General features: G+C 73.9%; 12 protein-coding genes. 5 read left to right on the forward strand and 7 right to left on the reverse strand.

All coding sequences use genetic code 11. From position 1 onward, the window contains the following. Position 1: 1 nt before the first annotated feature. Both ABD223_RS33425 and ABD223_RS33430 read right to left on the reverse strand, forming a co-directional pair. Positions 2–1,027, reverse strand: coding sequence for a hypothetical protein (locus ABD223_RS33425; RefSeq protein ID WP_344040716.1), 1,026 nt, complete (start codon positions 1,025–1,027; stop codon positions 2–4). A gap of 86 nt (positions 1,028–1,113) precedes the next feature. Then, entirely contained in the window at positions 1,114–2,391 is a 1,278-nt protein-coding gene (locus ABD223_RS33430; RefSeq protein WP_344040717.1) for an ABC transporter substrate-binding protein, read from the reverse strand. Between the two features lie 375 nt (positions 2,392–2,766). Here ABD223_RS33430 and ABD223_RS33435 point away from each other — a divergent pair, with 375 nt between their 5' ends. Then, positions 2,767–5,049 (forward strand): ATP-binding protein, encoded by a 2,283-nt coding sequence (locus ABD223_RS33435; RefSeq protein WP_344040718.1) that lies wholly within the window; start codon positions 2,767–2,769, stop codon positions 5,047–5,049. A 14-nt stretch (positions 5,050–5,063) separates the two neighbouring features. Here ABD223_RS33435 and ABD223_RS33440 read toward each other — a convergent pair whose 3' ends face one another. Both ABD223_RS33440 and ABD223_RS33445 read right to left on the reverse strand, forming a co-directional pair. Next, positions 5,064–6,275: a serine/threonine-protein kinase gene (locus ABD223_RS33440; RefSeq protein ID WP_344040719.1), complete on the reverse strand. Its 1,212-nt coding sequence runs from the start codon at positions 6,273–6,275 to the stop codon at positions 5,064–5,066. A gap of 131 nt (positions 6,276–6,406) precedes the next feature. Next, the gene (locus tag ABD223_RS33445; RefSeq protein ID WP_344040720.1) at positions 6,407–7,621 is read right to left on the reverse strand and encodes a pectate lyase; all 1,215 of its coding nucleotides are present in this window, start codon (positions 7,619–7,621) and stop codon (positions 6,407–6,409) included. 469 nt (positions 7,622–8,090) lie between these two features. Between ABD223_RS33445 and ABD223_RS33450 the strand changes: the two genes are divergently transcribed. Beyond that, positions 8,091–8,975: a LacI family DNA-binding transcriptional regulator gene (locus tag ABD223_RS33450; RefSeq protein ID WP_344040721.1), complete on the forward strand. Its 885-nt coding sequence runs from the start codon at positions 8,091–8,093 to the stop codon at positions 8,973–8,975. Positions 8,976–9,009: 34 nt separating this feature from the next. On the opposite strand, the gene ABD223_RS33455 is transcribed toward ABD223_RS33450, so the two are convergent. Next, complete coding sequence (locus ABD223_RS33455; protein WP_344040722.1) at positions 9,010–10,206, reverse strand: carboxylate-amine ligase; 1,197 nt, start codon at positions 10,204–10,206, stop codon at positions 9,010–9,012. Positions 10,207–10,762: 556 nt separating this feature from the next. Between ABD223_RS33455 and ABD223_RS33460 the strand changes: the two genes are divergently transcribed. The 3 genes from ABD223_RS33460 (at position 10,763) to ABD223_RS33470 (ending at position 14,863) form a co-directional block, all read left to right on the forward strand. Next, a complete protein-coding gene (locus ABD223_RS33460; RefSeq protein ID WP_344040723.1) occupies positions 10,763–11,800 on the forward strand; it encodes a GAF and ANTAR domain-containing protein in 1,038 nt (345 codons plus the stop codon). A 115-nt stretch (positions 11,801–11,915) separates the two neighbouring features. Further along, positions 11,916–12,950 carry a chemotaxis protein CheB gene (locus tag ABD223_RS33465; protein WP_344040724.1) on the forward strand — a complete coding sequence of 345 codons (1,035 nt, stop codon included), beginning with the start codon at positions 11,916–11,918 and terminating at the stop codon, positions 12,948–12,950. Positions 12,951–13,003: 53 nt separating this feature from the next. Further along, the gene (locus tag ABD223_RS33470) at positions 13,004–14,863 is read left to right on the forward strand and encodes a CheR family methyltransferase (RefSeq protein WP_344040725.1); all 1,860 of its coding nucleotides are present in this window, start codon (positions 13,004–13,006) and stop codon (positions 14,861–14,863) included. Between the two features lie 24 nt (positions 14,864–14,887). Here the strand turns inward: ABD223_RS33470 and ABD223_RS33475 are convergent, their stop codons facing one another. Both ABD223_RS33475 and ABD223_RS33480 read right to left on the reverse strand, forming a co-directional pair. Then, positions 14,888–15,631 carry an ATP-binding protein gene (locus ABD223_RS33475; RefSeq protein WP_344040726.1) on the reverse strand — a complete coding sequence of 248 codons (744 nt, stop codon included), beginning with the start codon at positions 15,629–15,631 and terminating at the stop codon, positions 14,888–14,890. A gap of 89 nt (positions 15,632–15,720) precedes the next feature. Continuing rightward, the gene (locus tag ABD223_RS33480; RefSeq protein ID WP_344040727.1) at positions 15,721–17,733 is read right to left on the reverse strand and encodes a beta-galactosidase; all 2,013 of its coding nucleotides are present in this window, start codon (positions 17,731–17,733) and stop codon (positions 15,721–15,723) included. Between the last annotated feature and the right edge of the window lie 73 nt (positions 17,734–17,806).

Raw genomic sequence — 17,806 nt, forward strand, 5'->3', positions numbered from 1 at the left:
GTCAGGGTGAACGCCCTTCCTCGAACGCCACCCGGGCCGCCCGCACCGCGGTCGCCCGGTCCGAGGTGGGGGACAACCTCGCGACCAGCGCCTCGGCCAGTTCCAGTGCCCCGGCGAGGCGGTGCGGGTGGACGGCGGACAGCTCACGCGCCGCGGTCAGCAGCGCCATCCCGGCGTGGTAGGCGATGAACGGCTGGTCCCCGTCGAACCGGCGGGCGAGCCAGTCGAGGTACCGGACGTCCGGCAGGGCCTGCAAGGCGCACACGGCGGCCAGCCGCGTGCCGGCCGACCCGGAGGCCACCAGCTCGGGCAGCAGCGGCGAGGTCGACCGCGCCAGCGTCCGCAGGGTGGAGGCCACCACCTCCAGCCGCCTGGTGCGGTCGGGGCCCGGGGCCGTGGTCTCGCGCACCCGGTCGTACTCGGCGGCCGGTCCGGTCACCCGAGCGCGGGCGATCTCCAGGTCCGCCCCCGACACCGCGCCGGCCGGTCGGCGGTGGCCGTGCAGTATCCTGCCGAGCACCAGGACCAGGTCACGGCGCACCTTGTCGGCGAACGCCGCCCGGTCGTCGTAGACGCCGACCAGGCCGATCCGCTCCAGCTCCCGCCGGAACGCCAGGATCGCCTCCCGCTCGCCGTCGTCGGGGTCGTCCACCGGCGCTTCGCAGAAGTAGAACAACACGTGCGCGGGCCGCCGCCGGGCCCGCCACCCCGCGTGGGCGTCGCGGAACTCGTGCTCGGTGCCGGACCCCGCGAGCCAGGTGGGCGTGCCGAAGCGGCTCCACATGATGCCCACGAAGACGTCGAAGTCCGCGCCCAGCTGTTCGTCCACCACGCGCTGCGGGTGGTCCCCCAGGTCCGGGTGGGTGTGCGTCTCCCAGCGGACCAGCTCCAACCGGACGTCGCGCTCGGGCGCCAACGCGCCCAGGATCGTGTTCAGCTCCTCGACGACGCGCCCGCACTGCGCCCGCTCCTCGGCCACGTCACCCGGCGACGAGACGAACACCGTGATCCGACGTGAATCCCCCATGGCACGACCTTAACCAGGAGTTCCCACGGTCGGGAGGACCGGCGCTGGTCGCCGGGAGAGGACGGCCGGCGCCGGAGGGGCGCGGGTCACTTCGTGACCAGGGACCTGCCCTTCGCCCACCGGGCGTTCAGGTCGTCGAACACCTCCCGCTCGCCCTTCCCGCCCACCCCGCGGGCGGCGTCGACCAGGGCTTGCCGGTACTCCTGCTCGTACAGCCCGATCCCGGCGGCGTCGTCGATCTCGGTGACCAGGGCGTCCTGGGCGTGGTCGACCTCGAACAGCTCGACGCCGGCGGCGGTGAGGTCGGTCAGGGTGTCCGGTCGCGGGCCGTCCTTGCGCGGGGGGATGCCGCCCTCCGCGGCGGCGAAGCCGGACTCGTCGACGAACCAGTCGAGCCACGCGCGGGCCGCTCCCCTGTTCGCCGAGTGGACGCTGATGCCCATCTTGTAGTCACCGGCGACCGCAGAGTGGAACTTGCCGCCGACCTTCACGGGGAAGGGCAGGTAGCCGATGTCGGCGGGGATCGGCGCGGCGGCGCGCAGCTGGGCGACCGACCAGGAGCCGAGCATCATGGTGGCGATCGCGCCGGTGCCGATCATGCTCTTGGAGGATTCCCAGTCGGTGGTGGTCGGGTCGTCCTCGGTGAGGCCCAGGGCGACCGCGTCGAACAGCAGCGAGTCGACGACGTGCTGCGGCTTGCCCGGCGTCCACGGCGCGTCGTCGGCGGCCAGCTCGGCGGACACGCCCGGCCTGCCGCTGACCGAGGGGTACGCGTCCTGCCACTGGGTCAGCGGCCAGCCGTTGCGGTAGTTCGTGTAGAGCGGGATCGCGTCGGTCCTCGCCTCGATGGCGCGCAGCGCGTCGAGGAAGTCCTCGGGCGTGCCGGGCGGCGTGGTCACGCCCGCGTCGGCCCAGACCTTCCTGTTGTACGCGAAGCCGAACGCGTTGCCGGCCACCGCCAGGCCGTACACCTCGTCCCCGAACGCCTTCTCGGTGACGAACCGGTACCTCTCCCCCAGCTCCGACACCGCGCCCAGCGGCTCGAAGTAGTCCGGCAGGTCCTTCAGCGAGGTGATGGAGTTCGGGATGAGCAGCACGTCGCCGTAGTCGTCGGTGCTCATCCGGGCCTTGACCTCGTTGTCGTAGTCCGTGATGGCCTCGAAGGTCACCTCGACGCCGGGGTGGACCTCGTTGAACCGCCGCGCGTACTCGGCGAACCGGGTGTCCACGAGGTCGGTGCGGTTGGTCAGGACCGTGATCTCGCCCTTGGGCCCGCTGATGACCTCCTCACCGCCGCCGCTGCCGCAGCCGGCCGCGATCAGGCAGGTCACGGCGGCGAGGACCACCGCCCTGGGCATTCCCATGGTCGCTCCTCGAAAGGCGTGCGCGTCGTTGCGGAACGCTGGTGGGCGACGGCCCGACCAGAGGTGACGGACCGTACGCCGATTTCCGTTAACCGGTCAAGCACCTCCCCGGACCGCCCTGACCAGGGTGTTCCAGGTGACGGACACCCAGCTGCACCTCAGGTGCCACCTGCTCTTAAATAGTTGAGTGTCTTGCCGAAATGACGGCGTACCGCAATTGCCAATGGTATGAACCTCTAGTAGGAAGATCGTGCCAGGCCGCACCCCGGTTAAGCGCTAAACGTGAGCCGACGGCCGTGCGCGGGGGCCGATCGACCGGTGCGGTGGAACGCTGGGACCCGTCAGCCGTCGACCCGACCGGGGAGGTGCCCTCCGGTGGTGACGCCCGAGCCGGAACGACCCGACGACCACGACTCCGACCGCGCGCCCACCGGCGGAGCCGGTCCTGTTGTGCGCAACGCGGCGTTCGGCGTTGCGGGTGGGGTGTTGCAGGCCGGTGTGGTGCACGGAGACGTGTACCTGCACGCGGCAGCACCCGCGCCGGTGGTGCCGCGACAGCTGCCCGCGCTCCCCTCCGTGTTCGCCGGACGGGCTGCGGAACTGGCCGGGTTGGACCGCGCCCTGGCCGCTGCCGCGCCGGGTCACGGACGACCGGTGCCAGCCGCGGGCGGGGCGGTGGCGCTCTCTGCGATCAGCGGTGCGGGCGGGGTCGGCAAGACCTGGCTCGCCCTGGTCTGGGCCCACCGGCACCTGCACCGGTTCCCCGACGGGCAGCTGTTCGTCGACCTGCGCGGCTTCAGCCCGTCCGGCCGCCCGGCCCGACCGGTCGACGTGCTCGGGGGGTTCCTCGACGCCCTGGGCGTGGCTCGGGACCGCCGGCCCGCCGGCCCTGTCGCGCGCGCGGCCCTGTACCGCAGCCTGGTCGCGAACCGGCGGGTGCTGGTGGTGCTGGACAACGCCGCCACCGCCGACCAGGTCATCCCGCTGCTACCGGGCGGCGGCGGCTGCGCGGTCCTGGTGACCAGCCGCAACAGCCTGCACGGGCTCGTCGCCCGTCACGGCGCCCACACGCTGCGCCTGGACGTGCTCCCCCAAACCGAGGCCCACGCCCTGCTGACCGCCGCCCTCGGCCCGGCCCGCACCGACACCGACGAACGCGCCACCGCCGAGCTGGTCGAGCTGTGCGGCGGGTGGCCGCTGGCGCTGGGACTGGTCACGGCCCGCGCCGCCGACCCCCGCCTGCCGCCGGCCGACGCCGTCGCCGACCTCCGCGCCTTCGGCCTGCGCGCCCTGGACTCCGACGACCCCGCCGCCAGCCTGCCCGCGGTGCTGTCCTGGTCCCTGCGCCGGCTCACCGGTCGGCAACGCCGGGTCTTCGCCCTGCTGGGCGCCGCCCCCGGACCCGACATCGGCCTGCCCGCCGCCGCCCGCCTGGTCGGGCTGCCCGAGGAGGCGTGCCACTCAGTGCTGCGCGCCCTGGTCGAGGCCTCGCTGGTCGACCGCGCACCCGGCGGTCGGCACCGGATGCACGACCTCGTCCGCGCCTACGCCGCCGGCCTCGCCTCCGACCTGGACGACCGGGTCAGGGCGGAGGCGTCGAGGCGGCTGCTCGACTTCTACACCGCCACCGCGGCCACCGCCGCCCACCTGCTGGACCCCCACGCCACGCCCATACCGCTCGACCCCGGCGCCCGCGCACGCGCCGCTCACGCGCCGCTCACCGCCGAAGCCGCCGTGAGCTGGTTCGACACCGAGCACCCGTGCCTGCCGGCCGCCCAGCACCACGCCGCCACCGCCGGGTGGCACCGCACCGCGTGGCACCTGGCCTGGGCCACCCACCTCTACCAGTCCCAGCGGGGACACCTGCACGACCGGCTCGCCGTCCTGCGGACCGGGTTGGACGCCGCCCGGCACCTCGGCCCCGCCGACGAGGCCCGCGCCCTGCGCTACCTCGGCTACGCCTGCGCCGACCTGGAGCGGCACGAGGAGGCCACGGCGCACCTGGAGCAGTCCCTCACCACGGCCGAGAACGCCGGCGACCCCGTCAACCGGGCCCACACCCTCCGAGCGCTCGCCCTGGTCCTGGCGCAGCGCGGGGACGACCGGCGCGCCCTGGAGCACGCCACCCGCGCATCGGACCTGCACCGGGAGTTCGACAACCCGGTGCAGACGGCGCGCACGCACAGCACGGCGGCGTGGATCGCCGCCCGGCTCGGGCTCCACGACACCGCCCGCGACCACTGCGAAACCGCCCTGGTCCTGCAACGCCGCCACCACGACGACGCCGGCGAGGCGGACACCCTGGTGAACCTCGGCGGCGTCGACCACCTCAGCGGGCGCCACCACCGGGCCGTCGACCACTACCAGCGGGCCCTCACCCGGCTACGCGCCTACGGCGGCACCTACGCGGTCGCATACGCGCTCGACGGGCTGGGGCACCCCCTCGTCGCCCTCGGCCGGCACGACCAGGCCCGCGCGGCCTGGCGGGAGGCGCTGGAGCTCTACCGGCAACAGGGCCGCGACACCGACGCCCGACGCCTCCGGCAACAACTCCGCGACCTCGACGACCCGGCCGGCACCGACCTCACCGGCACCGCCACGGCCGACACCCGCTCCACCGGCACCACCACGTCCGACACCGACACCACCGGCGCCTGACCGCGGAGCGCCCGTCAGGGCTTGGGCTTCGACCCGGCCACCGACTGGGGATCACGGGCCTTGTCCTTGTGCGCCCCGGGCTGCTTGTGCTCCTTGGGGCCCTTGGGCTCCTCGACCCCGGGCTCCGGCGCAGCCCCGGCGACGGGCTCGACCGACGTGGACGGCGCCTGCACCGGACGCGCTTCCGTGGGCACCGGGACGGTCACCGTGACCGTCTCCACGGCGGGCTCCACCGCGGGCTCCACCGCGGGCTCCACCGGTCGCGGCGTGCCGGACGGCGCGACCCGGGGCGGCGGGTCGGGCACACCGGTCGTGGACGACCACGCGAACCCCACCACACCCATCACGCCCAGCAGCGCCGCCGCGGTGAACACCACGCCCCAGGACCGGTCGGCGGCGCCCTGCTCGCGAGGGTCCTCCTCGAAGCCGGCGGCGCCGGCGGCCAGGGCCCCGGCGCACTCCGCCGCGGTCGGCCGGTCCCGCGCGTCGGTCGCGGTCATCCGCCGGATCAACCGGGCCAGGTCGCCGGGCACGTCGTCGGGCACGTGGGGCTCGCGGTGCAGGCGGGCGACCGCCGCCTCGACCTCGCCGCCCGTGTACTCGCGCTGCCCGGTCAGGCACTCCAGCAGCACCAGGCCGAGCGCGTAGACGTCGGCCGCCGGGCCGATCGGGCCGCCCCGCACCTGCTCGGGCGCGAGGTAGGCGGCCGTGCCGACGATCTGGTCGGCGCGGGTCAGCCGGGTGGCGTCGGCGAGGCGGGCCAGGCCGAAATCGGCCAGGTAGGCGGTGCCACCGGGGTCGAGCAGGACGTTGGACGGCTTGACGTCGCGGTGCACCACGTCGCACGCGTGCACGTGGGCCAGCGCCTCGGCCAGCCGCGCGCCCAGCGCGCGGACCTCGTCGGGTGCGAGCGGGCCGGACGCCATGCGGTCGCGCAGGGTCCCGCCCTCGACCAGCCCCAGCACGACGAACGCCAGGCCCCGGTCCTGCCCCGCGTCGTGGACGGGCACCAGCCCGGGGTGCGACAGGCCGGCCAGCACCCTGGCCTCGTTGTCGAACCGGCGTCCCGCGGTCAGGTCGTCGCCCGGCCGGAAGACCTTGACGGCCACCGCGCGCGCCAACTCCAGGTCCCACGCCCGGTGCACGTCCGCCATGCCGCCGCAACCGATCAAGCGGTCGAGGCGGTAACGACCGGCCAGCAGCGTCACCTCGTCGGACGGCACCACGACCTCGATTCCCGCAGGGGCTCTGGCCCCTCGGGTGCCCCCCGGCGGGAACGGCAAACGTGACGTGCCCCCCTGGCGCGGCGAAGGGGTGCGGGCGGGTGGTGCCCCGCCCGCACCCGGTGGCCCTCCCGCTACAGCTGGGTGATGTCGGAGGGCGAGTAGATGCAGTGCACGCCGTCCGCGCCCTCGCCGATCTTCTTCGGCTCGGAGCCCTTCGGGACGCCCTGGTACTTCTCGCAGACCGTGGTGCTGCCGCTGATCTTGATCCCGGAGAAGCGGGCGGTGTCGCCCCAGTTCGTGTTGATGCCCGCGAGCACCTTGGTGGAGTACGCGGTGACGTTCTCCATCACCACGTGCCGCTGGTACGAGGTCGAGCAGTTGCCGCACGCCCGGTACAGCTTGCCCGCGTTGTGCACCTGGAAGTTGCGGATGGTCAGGGTGCCCGCGCCGTTGTGCTGGAACACCTTGTCCGACGCGGACTTCGCGCCGCCGCCCTCGACCAGGTACCGGGCCGAGGAGCTGGAGGCCTTGAACGTGGCCGCGTCCTCGCCCACGTCGTTCCACCAGACGTTGCGGATGGTGCAGGAGCCCTCGCAGTGGATGCCGTCGCCGGCCGGCGCGTCGATGATGACGTTCTCGATCGTGCCGCCGTCGGACACCACGAACATCGGGTCCTGGCTCTCGCCCTGCCCGCCGTCGCCGATGCCGTAGTAGCTCTTGAGACCGCCGTCGAAGTACGTGCCGACGTTCCGGGTGTCGGTCTGCTTGACGCTGCCGGTGGGCGAGGGCCAGGCGCCGCCACCGGGGTTGGTCGTGGTGGTCGTCGTCCGGGTCGTCGTGCCGGTGGTGCGCGTGGTGCTGGTGGTGCTGGTGGTGCTGGTGGTCCTGGTCGTCGTGGTGGTGCCGGTGGTGGAGCCGGTGCACGTGACGCCGTTGAGCTTGAACGAGGTGGGCGCGGGGTTGGAGCCGGTCCAGGAGCCGTTGAAGCCCGGCGTGACCGACGCGCCGGTGGCCAGCGAACCGTTGTAGCCGGCGTTGCGCACCGCCACCGCGCCGCCGGACTGGGAGAACACACCGCCCCACAGCTGCGTGACCTGCTGACCGGCCGTGAACGACCACTCCAGCGTCCACCCCGACAAGGCGTCACCCAGGTTGGTCACGGTGACGTTGGCGCCGAAACCGCCGGTCCACTGGTTCGTGACGGCGTAGTCCACCCGGCACCCGACCGCCGCGCTCGCGCTCGTGCCCGCCGCCACCACCAGACCCCCGGTCAACGCGGCGACCGACACGGCCGCCGCGCCCAGCGCGAGCCGGCCTCTCCTGTGCTTGTCCGTGCGCGAATTCATGCGTCGCCTCCTTGCGAGCAGAACTGTCCGGAAGCGGCGCCCCGGGGCGTGCCGACGATGCGGGTCCACGGGGTCACCGGATATCTGGGAGCGCTCCCAGAAGAGTAACCACGAATTTCTCCGGGCGACAAGGAGATTCACGGTGGTGAAAAGTCGGGCAGGTTCACATGAATGAACGCGCGACAGCCGCTTTTATCGGGTTCGTCGACGACGAACCTCTCCCGCGACGCTCCGACCTGCACCCTCCCGATGCGAACGATCGGACGGTACGCGTTGGTCCATTAAGCGGTCAAGCCTTCCACATTCGTGAACAAACCAACCCACCCCCGAAGCCGCACGCCTCCCGATCCTCAGGACCCCACCAGGACCGAAATAGTTCAGCGAGCCAACTAACAGGGATTCGTTGACTTAAGCGTTATAGCTCTGCATCCTGAACCCCCGCTTCCCACGCACCTTCAGGAGGACGGGCATGGTGACCATCGCGGAAGTGGCACGACACGCGGGGGTCGCGGTCAGCACGGTGTCGTACGCGCTCAGCGGCAAGCGCTCCATCTCCCCCGGCACGCGCCGGCGGGTCGAGGCGAGCGTCCGAGCCCTGGGGTACCAACCGCGCAAGAACGCGCACGGCGTCATGCTCCACCTGGCGCTGCCGGGGCACGGCGCGCTGGGCGCGGACTGGCTGGGCGCGTTCCTCGGCGCGGCCACCGCGACCGCGCACGCCGGCGGGGCCGACCTGCTGGTGAGCCCGTCGGCGCACCACCGCGGCGCGTCGGGCGTCGTCGTGGTGGCCCCGGCGTCGCCGCCGCTCGACACGTCGGTGCCGGTGGTGCTCGTCGGCGGGGACGCCGGCGCGCCGGCGCACTCGCGGGTGGACCTGGACCGGGTCGCCGCAGGCGTGCGCGCCGCCAACTACCTGGCCGACCTCGGGCACCGCGCGGTCGCGTTCGTGCACAGCGGGCCGCCGGAGGACTTCCAGCACGGCGTCGCGCGCGGCGCGCGGGAGCGGAACGTGGCGCTGCGGGCGCACTGCTGGTCGACCGAGGTGGACCAGGTGTTCGCGCACGACCGGCCGACCGCCGTGGTGGCGTCGGACGACGCGGCGCTGGCCGCGGTCCTGGAGGACTTCCAGCGCAGGCAGCTGCGGGTGCCGGAGGACGTCTCGGTGCTGGCGCTGTGCTCGGACGAGGCGGCGCGGCGCGGTCGGTGGGCCGTGACGTCGGTGTCGGTGTCCCCGGCGGCCCTGGGCCGGGCCGCGGTCGAGGCGGTGCTCGACGGCCGACCGACCGCCAGGCTCCTGGCGCCGCGCCTGACGGTCCGCGCCAGCACCACCCCGGTGCGCGGCGTGAGCGGGTAGCCAGGCGGCGCGAAGCGAACTGCCCTCCCCGCCCTCAGAAACCCTCCCGTGAAGCCCCCAGCGGCACCGGCCAACTCCCGCCGGCGCGCCGCTCCCCCGGGTACGGCGCCGGCACGAGCGGGTCCGGCGCGTCGGCCGTCAGGACGTCCAGCAGGTCGGTCGGCGTGCCGGTGCGGGCGAGGAGGCGGCGCTGCCGCTCGGCGCCGCACCCGACGCGGTGCAGTGCGGCCAGCGCCCGCTCGACCAGGTCCAGGTCCCCGTTGGCGGACAGGGCGGGCCGCGCGTGGCGGACCAGCCTGCGCAGCAGGTGCCGCACCGGCACCTGCTTGCCGGACAGCACGTCGAGGGTCCGGCCGGCGAGGCCGTCGCGGGCCGCGCGCCACCCGGCCGGCCGCAGCGCCTCGGTGGGCACCGCCGGGGCCGGCACCCCGCGTTCGACGTCCGCCACGGCGGTGGTCGCCAGGGCCCGGACCAGGGCGGTGAGCAGCAGCGCCTCGGTGGGGCCCGCCGCGACGTCGGCGACGCGCACCTCGACGGTCGGCAGGTGGCACGACGGGCGCACGTCCCAGTAGAGCATCGAGGGGTCGGTGGCCGCGCCGGACTCGCGCAGCAGGTCGGCCACCTCCTGGTAGTGCGCCCACGAGGAGAAGTACGGCGGCGGGCCGGCGGTCGGCCAGCGGTGCCAGACCACCGTGCGCCAGCTGGCGTACCCGGTGTCGCGGCCCCGGGACAGGGGCGAGTTCGCGGTGAGCGCGACCAGCACCGGCAGCCACGGCCGCAGGTGGTTGCACACCTGGACGGCGACCTCGCGGTCGGGCACCCCGACGTGCACGTGGCACCCGCAGATCGACTGCTCGTCGGCCAGCCGCCCGAAGGTGCGGGCGATCAGCCGGTACCGCGGCAGGTCGGCGATCGGCCCGGCGGGCTCGCCCAGCGGGGCGGCGCCCACCGCCAGCGCCAGGCACCCGGCCTCCCCCGCGGCCCGCGAGACCGCCGACCGCATCGCCACCAGCTCCCGGCGGACCTGCGCCAGGTCGTGGCACACGCCGGTCTTGGCCTCGACCTGCGCGGCGAGCAACTCGTGGTCCAGGTCCAGGCCGAACCGCTCGCGCGCGGCGGCGACCACCTCGCGCCCCCTGGGCACCGGCACGCCGGTCGCGGGGTCGACCAGGAGGAACTCCTCCTCGACGCCGACCGTCGGGACCCCGGCTGGCGGGAGTGGCTGGCCCATGGCGTTCACCGTCCTGCTCTGGCGCCGGGTGCCGCGGGGCGGGCCGCGCCCGGCGACCACCACCCGGCGGCGGCGGCGCGCTGTTCGACCGGCTGAGCGGGCCACCCGTGCAGGGAGGGTGGCCCGAATCCCGGTTACCCGACCGGTGTGCACCGAAACAACCGGCCTGTTCGGACTGTCCGTTGTGGACTGGATGCCCGGTGTCACACCCCACCGGGTGGACCGGCGGTCCACCCGGTGGACGCGGTCCGGGACGTCGGGCCCGCCCGCGCGGCCCACGACCCGCCGACGCGCGCCCGACGAGCCGGCGCACGGGGTCGGCGACGTCGAGGTCCACCACGTCGTCACCGGATTTCACCCGCACCAAGGGCAGCGCCGGCCGGTCGGAGCCCGAACTGACTTCCCATTGTTTCGGCCACCAATCAAACTTCACCCGTTCAGAGGTACAACTTCACCCGAGGCCCTATCAACGGGTAAGGAGGTGGAGTCACCGGTGACCGGCCCACCTGGCGCCCTGCCCAGGACTCCCCATATCTTCGGGGCGGAGGGGAAGGCTGTGGGCTTGGAACTGGCCAGGGTGCTGACCGACGCGGCTCGGGTGCTCGCCGAGCAGCAGTCGGTCGACGCGGCTGCCCAGCGCATCGTGGAACTCGCGCTCACCGTGGTGCCCGGCGCGGACTCCGCCTCGCTGTCGCTGGCCCGCACCGGCGCCCTCCAGACCGTGGCCGCGACCGACGAGCTGGCCGTCTCCGCCGACGCCGCCCAGTACGACGCCGGCGACGGGCCGTGCCTCCGCGTGCTGCCCCACGCCCGGGTGCTGCGGGCCGGCGACCTGGCCGCGGACGCGCGCTGGCCGCGGTTCCGGGAACGCGCGGTGGAGCTGGGCGTCCACGGCGTGGTGGCCTGCCACCTGCCCACCCGCGACGGCGGGCGGTCGGCCCTCAACCTCTACGCCCGCGAACCCGGCGCGCTCGACGAGGGCGGCGAGGCGGTGGCGGAGCTGTACGCGACCCATGCGGCCATCGCGCTGGCCACGGCGCTGAGGGAGGAGGACCTGCGCACCGCGGTGGCCAGCCGCGAGACCATCAGCCAGGCCCTCGGCATCCTGATGCAACGGCACCGCATCAAGTCCGACCAGGCGTTCCAGCTGCTGTCGACGGCCTCGCAGAAGCTGAACATCAAGGTGCGGCGCCTCGCCGAGATCATCTGCGACACCGGCATCGACCCCCGCGACACCGCGGAACTGGCCCGTCAGGCGGCCAGGGAGGCGGGCACCCGGGCGAACGAGCTGCACAACCGGCTCGCCGAGAAGGGCCCGAGGATCGGCGCCTCCGGGCCCCGGCACCTGACCGAGGCCAACCGCCGGGCGCAGCAGGCCGCGGCGCGGGCGGCCGACCGACTGCAACGCACCATGACCGCCTACCTCTCCGCCGCCGACGCGCACGAACGGGCCGCCGTCGTGCACGAGAGGATCGCCGCCAACGGGCTCAAGGCGGACCGGGAGCACCACCTGCGCCAGGCCGAGGAGCACCGGCAGGCCGCCGCGGCCTCGCGGCAGGCGGTGGAGAACGGGCTGAGCCGACCTTCGACGTGACCGGCGGCGACGTCACCGGCGGCGACGTGACCGGCGGCCTGGGCCGGCGCGCGCTGCGTCGCGACCACCCGGCCGGGGCACTAGGGTTGGCACGTCCGTCGAGGGGGGAGCCCACATGGCCGAGGCGCACCGTGACCTGATCGTGGTGGGTGCTTCGGCCGGCGGGGTGGAGGCGCTGCGCACGCTGGTCGCGGGCCTGCCCGCCGAGCTGCCCGCGACGGTGGCCGTGGTGCTGCACATGCCCGCGGGCGGCGCGAGCGCGTTGCCCGCCATCCTGGACCGCTCCGGTCCGCTGCCCGCGGTCTTCGCGCGGTCCGGCATGCCCTTGACGCCCGGCCAGGTCTGCGTGGCGCCGCCCGACCACCACCTGCTCGTCGTGGAGGACCGGTTCGCGCTGTCCCACGGCCCGACCGAGAACGGGCACCGGCCGGCGGTCGACGCGCTGTTCCGGTCCGCCGCCATCGCGGGCGGCCCGCGGGTGACCTGCGTCGTCCTCTCGGGCGTCCTCGACGACGGCGTGGCGGGCGCGGTGGCGGTCCGCGCCCGCGGTGGCCTGGTCGTGGTGCAGTCCCCGGCGGACGCGCTGCACCCGGGCATGCCGGAGAACGTGCTGCGCCACGTCCGGGCCGACCGCGTGCTGCCCGCCGCGGAACTGGGCGCCGCGCTGGCGGAACTCGCCCGGGAGCGGGTGGCGCCGTCCTCCGCGCCGCCCACTCCGCCGCAGGTGGAGCAGGAGGACCGGATCGTCCGGGATTGGAGGGGAATTGTGGGTGACACGCACATGATCGGCGAGGCCAGCGGGTACACGTGCCCGGACTGCAACGGCGTGCTGAACGAGGTCCACCCGGGCACGCTGCGCTTCCGGTGCCAGATCGGGCACGCGTGGTCGGTCGAGGCCCTGGCGCAGGCGCAGGGCGACGCCTTCGAGAAGGCGCTCTGGACGGCGCTGCGCACGCTGGAGGAGAAGGTCCGGCTGTCCGAGCGGATGCTGGAGAACGCGCGCGCCCGGGGCGACGGCCGCCAGGCCGCCCGCTACCAGGGCCGACTGGAGGAGTCCGTCCGCGCGGTGGACGTGCTCCGCGGGTTCCTGCTCGCCCGCGGCGAACCGGTTCCGGAGGAAGGCGTCGCGAGCGGCGACCAGCTCGGCTGAGCGGTCACCCGCGCACGCGTCCCCCTGCCGGACTGCGAGTAACCTCCACCTCCGTGGACACCGAACCCGTCGAGCCGGACAGCAAGTTCGAAGCCGTCCTCAAGTACCTGAAAGAAGCACGCGGGTTCGACTTCACCGGCTACAAGCGCACCAGCCTCGCCCGTCGCGTGCGGCGGCGGATGGCCCAGGTCGACATCGAGGACTTCAGCGATTACGTGGACCTCCTCCAGGTCAACCCGGAGGAGTTCAACGCGCTGTTCAACACCATCCTGATCAACGTCACGGACTTCTTCCGGGACGCCGAGGCGTGGGACCACGTCCGCGCCGACGTCGTGCCCCAGCTGCTCGCCGAGCGCGGCCCGGACGACCCGATCCGGGTGTGGAGCGCGGGCTGCGCGGGCGGGCAGGAGGCGTACAGCCTGGCCATGGTGTTCGCCGACGCGCTGGGGGCCGAGCGGTTCCGGCAGCGGGTGAAGATCTACGCCACCGACGTCGACGAGGAGGCCCTGGGGCAGGCGCGGCAGGCGTCGTACTCCGCCGCCGAGGTGCACAACCTCACCGAGGAGCAGCTCCAGCGGTACTTCGACCAGCAGGGCAACCGGCACGTCTTCCGCAAGGACCTGCGCCGGTCGGTCATCTTCGGCCGCAACGACCTGGTCCAGGACGCCCCGATCTCCCGCATCGACCTCCTGGTGTGCCGCAACACCCTGATGTACTTCAACGCGGAGACCCAGGGCAAGATCCTCAACCGGTTCCACTTCGCGCTGTCGCCGCGCGGGATGCTGTTCCTGGGCAAGGCCGAGATGCTGCTCTCGCACACCAGGATCTTCGACCCGGTCGACCTCAAGCGCCGCACGTTCCGCCGCACGCCCGGCGCGCCGGCGGGCGTGGGCAACCTCGTGCCGCACGCCAGGGTGCCCGACCGCACCGGCGACGTGGGCGGGTTGGCCGAGCTGCGCGAGCACGCGTTCGCCGCCGGCCCGGTCGCCCAGGTCGTCATCACCGGCGAGGACATCGTCGCGCTGATCAACCAGCAGGCCGAGATCGCGTTCGGGCTCTCCCACCGCGACATCGGCCGACCGCTGCGCGACCTGGAGATCTCCTACCGGCCGGTCGAGCTGCGCGCCTACGTCGAGCGGTCCAAGGTCGAGCGCCGCGCGATCCGCATCAAGGACGTCGAGTGGAGCCGCTCGCCGGGTGAGGTGATCTGGTTCGAGATCCACGTCAACCCGCTCGTCCACGCCGACAACGGCCTGCTGGGCGTCACCATCGTCTTCCACGACGTCACCGCGGCGCGCAAGCTGCTGGAGGAGCTGGAGCACACCAACCGGCAGCTGGAGACGGCTTACGAGGAGCTCCAGTCCACCAACGAAGAGCTGGAGACGACGAACGAGGAGCTCCAGTCGACGGTGGAGGAGCTGGAGACGACCAACGAGGAACTCCAGTCCACCAACGAGGAGCTGGAGACCATGAACGAGGAGCTCCAGTCGACCAACGACGAGCTCCAGGCCATCAACGACACCCTGCGCGAGCGCAGCGCCGAGCTGGACCAGGTCAACGACTTCCTGGAGGCGATCCTGACCTCCGTGCGCTTCGGCGTGATCGTCGTCGACCCCGACCTGCGGGTGCTGGTGTGGAACCGGGGCACCGAGGACCTGTGGGGCCTGCGCCGCGACGAGGCCGTGGGCGCGCACCTGCTCAACCTGGACATCGGCCTGCCGGTCGGCGAGCTGCGCTCCGCGGTCCGCGGGGCGCTGTCCGGGACGAACGTCGAGGACGTCCTCCTGCTCGACGCGATCAACCGGCGGGGCCGCAGCACCACGGTCCGGGTGGTCGTCGCGCCGATGCGCCGCCAGGACGGCACCTCGCAGGGCGCGATACTGGTGATGGAGCCGTCCGACCCGGTCGAGTGACCGGGTCGCCGGAACGCCCCGGGTTCAGCCGGCGGTGGCGTCCAGCACCGCCCAGACGACCTTGCGCCCGTTCACCGGGTCCGGCACGCACCCCCACGTCCGGGCCAGCTGCGCCACCAGCAGCAGCCCCGCGCCCCGCTGCGGCGCACCGCCGGGGTCGCGCAGCACCGCCGCCGCGGGGTCGTCGTCGGCGACCGCGACGGTCAGCCCGGCGCCCCGCAGCTCCAGCCTCAGCCGGGCCTCCGACATCGTGTGCAGGACGGTGTTCGTCACCAGCTCCGACGCCACCTGGACCGCGGTGTGCTTCACCGCCTCCGGCACCGACCAGTCCACGCACACCTCGCGCACGAACGCCCGCGCCGCCCGGGGGCTGCCGGTGGCGCTCGGCAGCACGCGGTGCGCCCGCCGGCGCGGTGCGGGCCTGCCGACGTGCGCCAACGCTTCGTCGACCGTGTCGTGCACGGTCACGTACCGGCGCAGCGCCGTGACCCGCGGCAACTGCTCGACCGGTCCGGCGAGCAGCAGCGGCACCGACGGCCAGTCGCAGGTCCGCAGCCACACCGCGGCGAAGACGCTGAGCAGGTACTCGCCCCGGACCTCCAGGTCCGCGAGGTCCACCACCACGGCCCGCGGCTGCTCGACGGCGCACTTGAGCAGGGTGTTGCGCAGCGAGGCGTAATTGGCCACGTCGAGCACACCGCTCGGGCGGACCAGGAGGCAGCCCTCCACCGGTCGCACGTCGCAGCACAACCCGCTTCCCGTTTGCATCGGCCTCCCCCGTCCAGCACGTCCGGCTCCGCGTGCCGGGAGGCTACCCACCTCGCGGGTGGGGCAACCGGTGGATGCCGAGCGCCCGGTCACCCCAGCCGCAGCACCGCCGTGCCACCGGCGGGCACGGTGACGCCCGCGGGCCAGTCCGCGCCGGTGAGCAGGTCGACCCCGCTCAGCGCCACCTCGGCGGGCGCGCCGGTGTGGTTGATGACGAACGCGTAGTCGGCGTGGACGCCGTGGCGGCGCACGACCTCCACGTCCCGGGGCAGGTCGACGGGCGGGACGCCGGCGTCGTCGCCGACCTGCCGCAGGACCCGGGCCAGCGACTCGCCGCGCAGCCTGGTGGACAGGTACCAGGCGCTGCCGGCGCCGAACCGGTTGCGGGTGACGGCGGGCCCGCCCGCGGCCGGGCCGTCGGCGTAGTCCAGCACGGAGCGGGCGCTGCCCAGCCGGACGTCCTCCGCCCACACGTCGCCGGTGAGGCCGCCGGTCAGCGCGACCCGCTCGTCCCGGCGCAGCGGCAGGAACTCCTCCACGGTCAGGCCGAGCACGTCGCGCAGCGCGCCGGGGTGGCCGCCGGGGTGCACGGCGTCGTTGCCGTCGACGACGCCGGAGAAGCACGAGACGGCCAGCGTGCCGCCGCCCGACACGTAGTCCGCCAGCACCTTCGCCGCCGACGCGGTGGTCAGGTACAGCGACGGGACCACGACCAGCCGGTAGTCGGCCAGGTCGCCCTCCGGCGGGACGAAGTCCGCGGTCAGGTGGGCGTCCCACAGCTGCTCGTAGAACGCGCCGACCCGCTCCCGGTAGCCCAGGTCCACCGAGGGCCGCCAGGGCAGCTCCAGCGCCCACCACGACTCCCAGTCCCACACCACCGCCACGTCGGCGCGCACCAGGCTGCCGCGCACCTCGCGCAGCGAGGCCAGGTCCTCGCCCAGCCGCACCACCTCGCGCCACACCCGGCTGTCCGTGCCGGCGTGCGGGACCATCGCGGAGTGGAACTTCTCGGCGCCGGACCGGGAGGCCCGCCACTGGAAGAACATCACCGCGTCCGCGCCCCTGGCCACGTGCGCCAGGCTGTTGCGGGCCATCTCCCCCGGCCGCTTGGCGAGGTTGCGCGGCTGCCAGTTCACCGCGCTCGTGGAGTGCTCCATCAGCATCCACGGCTGCCCGTCGGCGACCGCGCGGGTCAGGTCCGCGGACAGGGCCAGGTCCACGTGGGGCCGCTCGGCCTCGGCGGTGAGGTAGTGGTCGTTGGCCACCACGTCGACCTCCGCGCCCCACCGCCAGTAGTCGATGGACTTGCAGTTGGTGGTCATGAAGTTCGTGGTGACCGGCAGCGACGAGTGCTCGCGCAGGAGGTCGCGCTCGGCGCGGTAGCAGGCCAGCAGCTCGTCGGAGCAGAACCGCATGAAGTCCAGCTCCTGCGCCGGGTTGTTCGCGGTGGCCGTGGCGCGGGGCGGTTCGACCTCGTCCCAGTCCTCGTAGCGCTGGCCCCAGAAGGTGGTGCCCCAGGCCGCGTTGAGCGCGTCCGCGCTGCCGTAGCGCGACCGCAGCCAGCGGCGGAAGGCGCGTGCCGACTCCTCGCAGTAGCAGGCGCCCAGCGGCGCGCCGTACTCGTTGTGCACGTGCCACAGCGCCAGGGCGGGGTGGCCTGCGTAGCGGGCGGCGAGGGCGCGGGTGACGCGCGCGGCGGCGTCGCGGTAGGCGGGCGAGCTGGGGCAGAACGTCGCGCGCGAGCCCCGGTCGAGGACCACGCCCTCGCGGGTCACCGGCCGGATCCCGGGGTGGGTCCGGTAGAGCCAGGCGGGCGGCACGACCGTGGGCGTGGCGAGGTTGACCGAGACCCCCGCGCCGTGCAGCAGGTCGAGCAGCCGGTCCAGCCAGCCGAAGTCGAACTCGCCGGGGCGGGGCTCCAGCAGCGCCCACGAGTGGATGGCGACGCTGACCAGGTTCACCCCGGCCCGGCTCATCAGCTCCACGTCCTCGGCCCACACCTGCTCGGGCCACTGCTCCGCGTTGTAGTCGCCGCCGTACACCAGACCGCCCACACCCACCGGCCAGGACGAACCACCCGGACGTGAGACCCCGAACGCCATGAACACTCCTGCGGCTGTGAACGTGCACAACTTCCAATGCTGATTAACGACGTGCAACAAGGCGGTGTCAAGT

Origin of the sequence: Saccharothrix xinjiangensis (assembly GCF_039527585.1) — a bacterium.
In the GTDB taxonomy this organism is placed as follows: Bacteria; Actinomycetota; Actinomycetes; order Mycobacteriales; family Pseudonocardiaceae; genus Actinosynnema; species Actinosynnema xinjiangensis.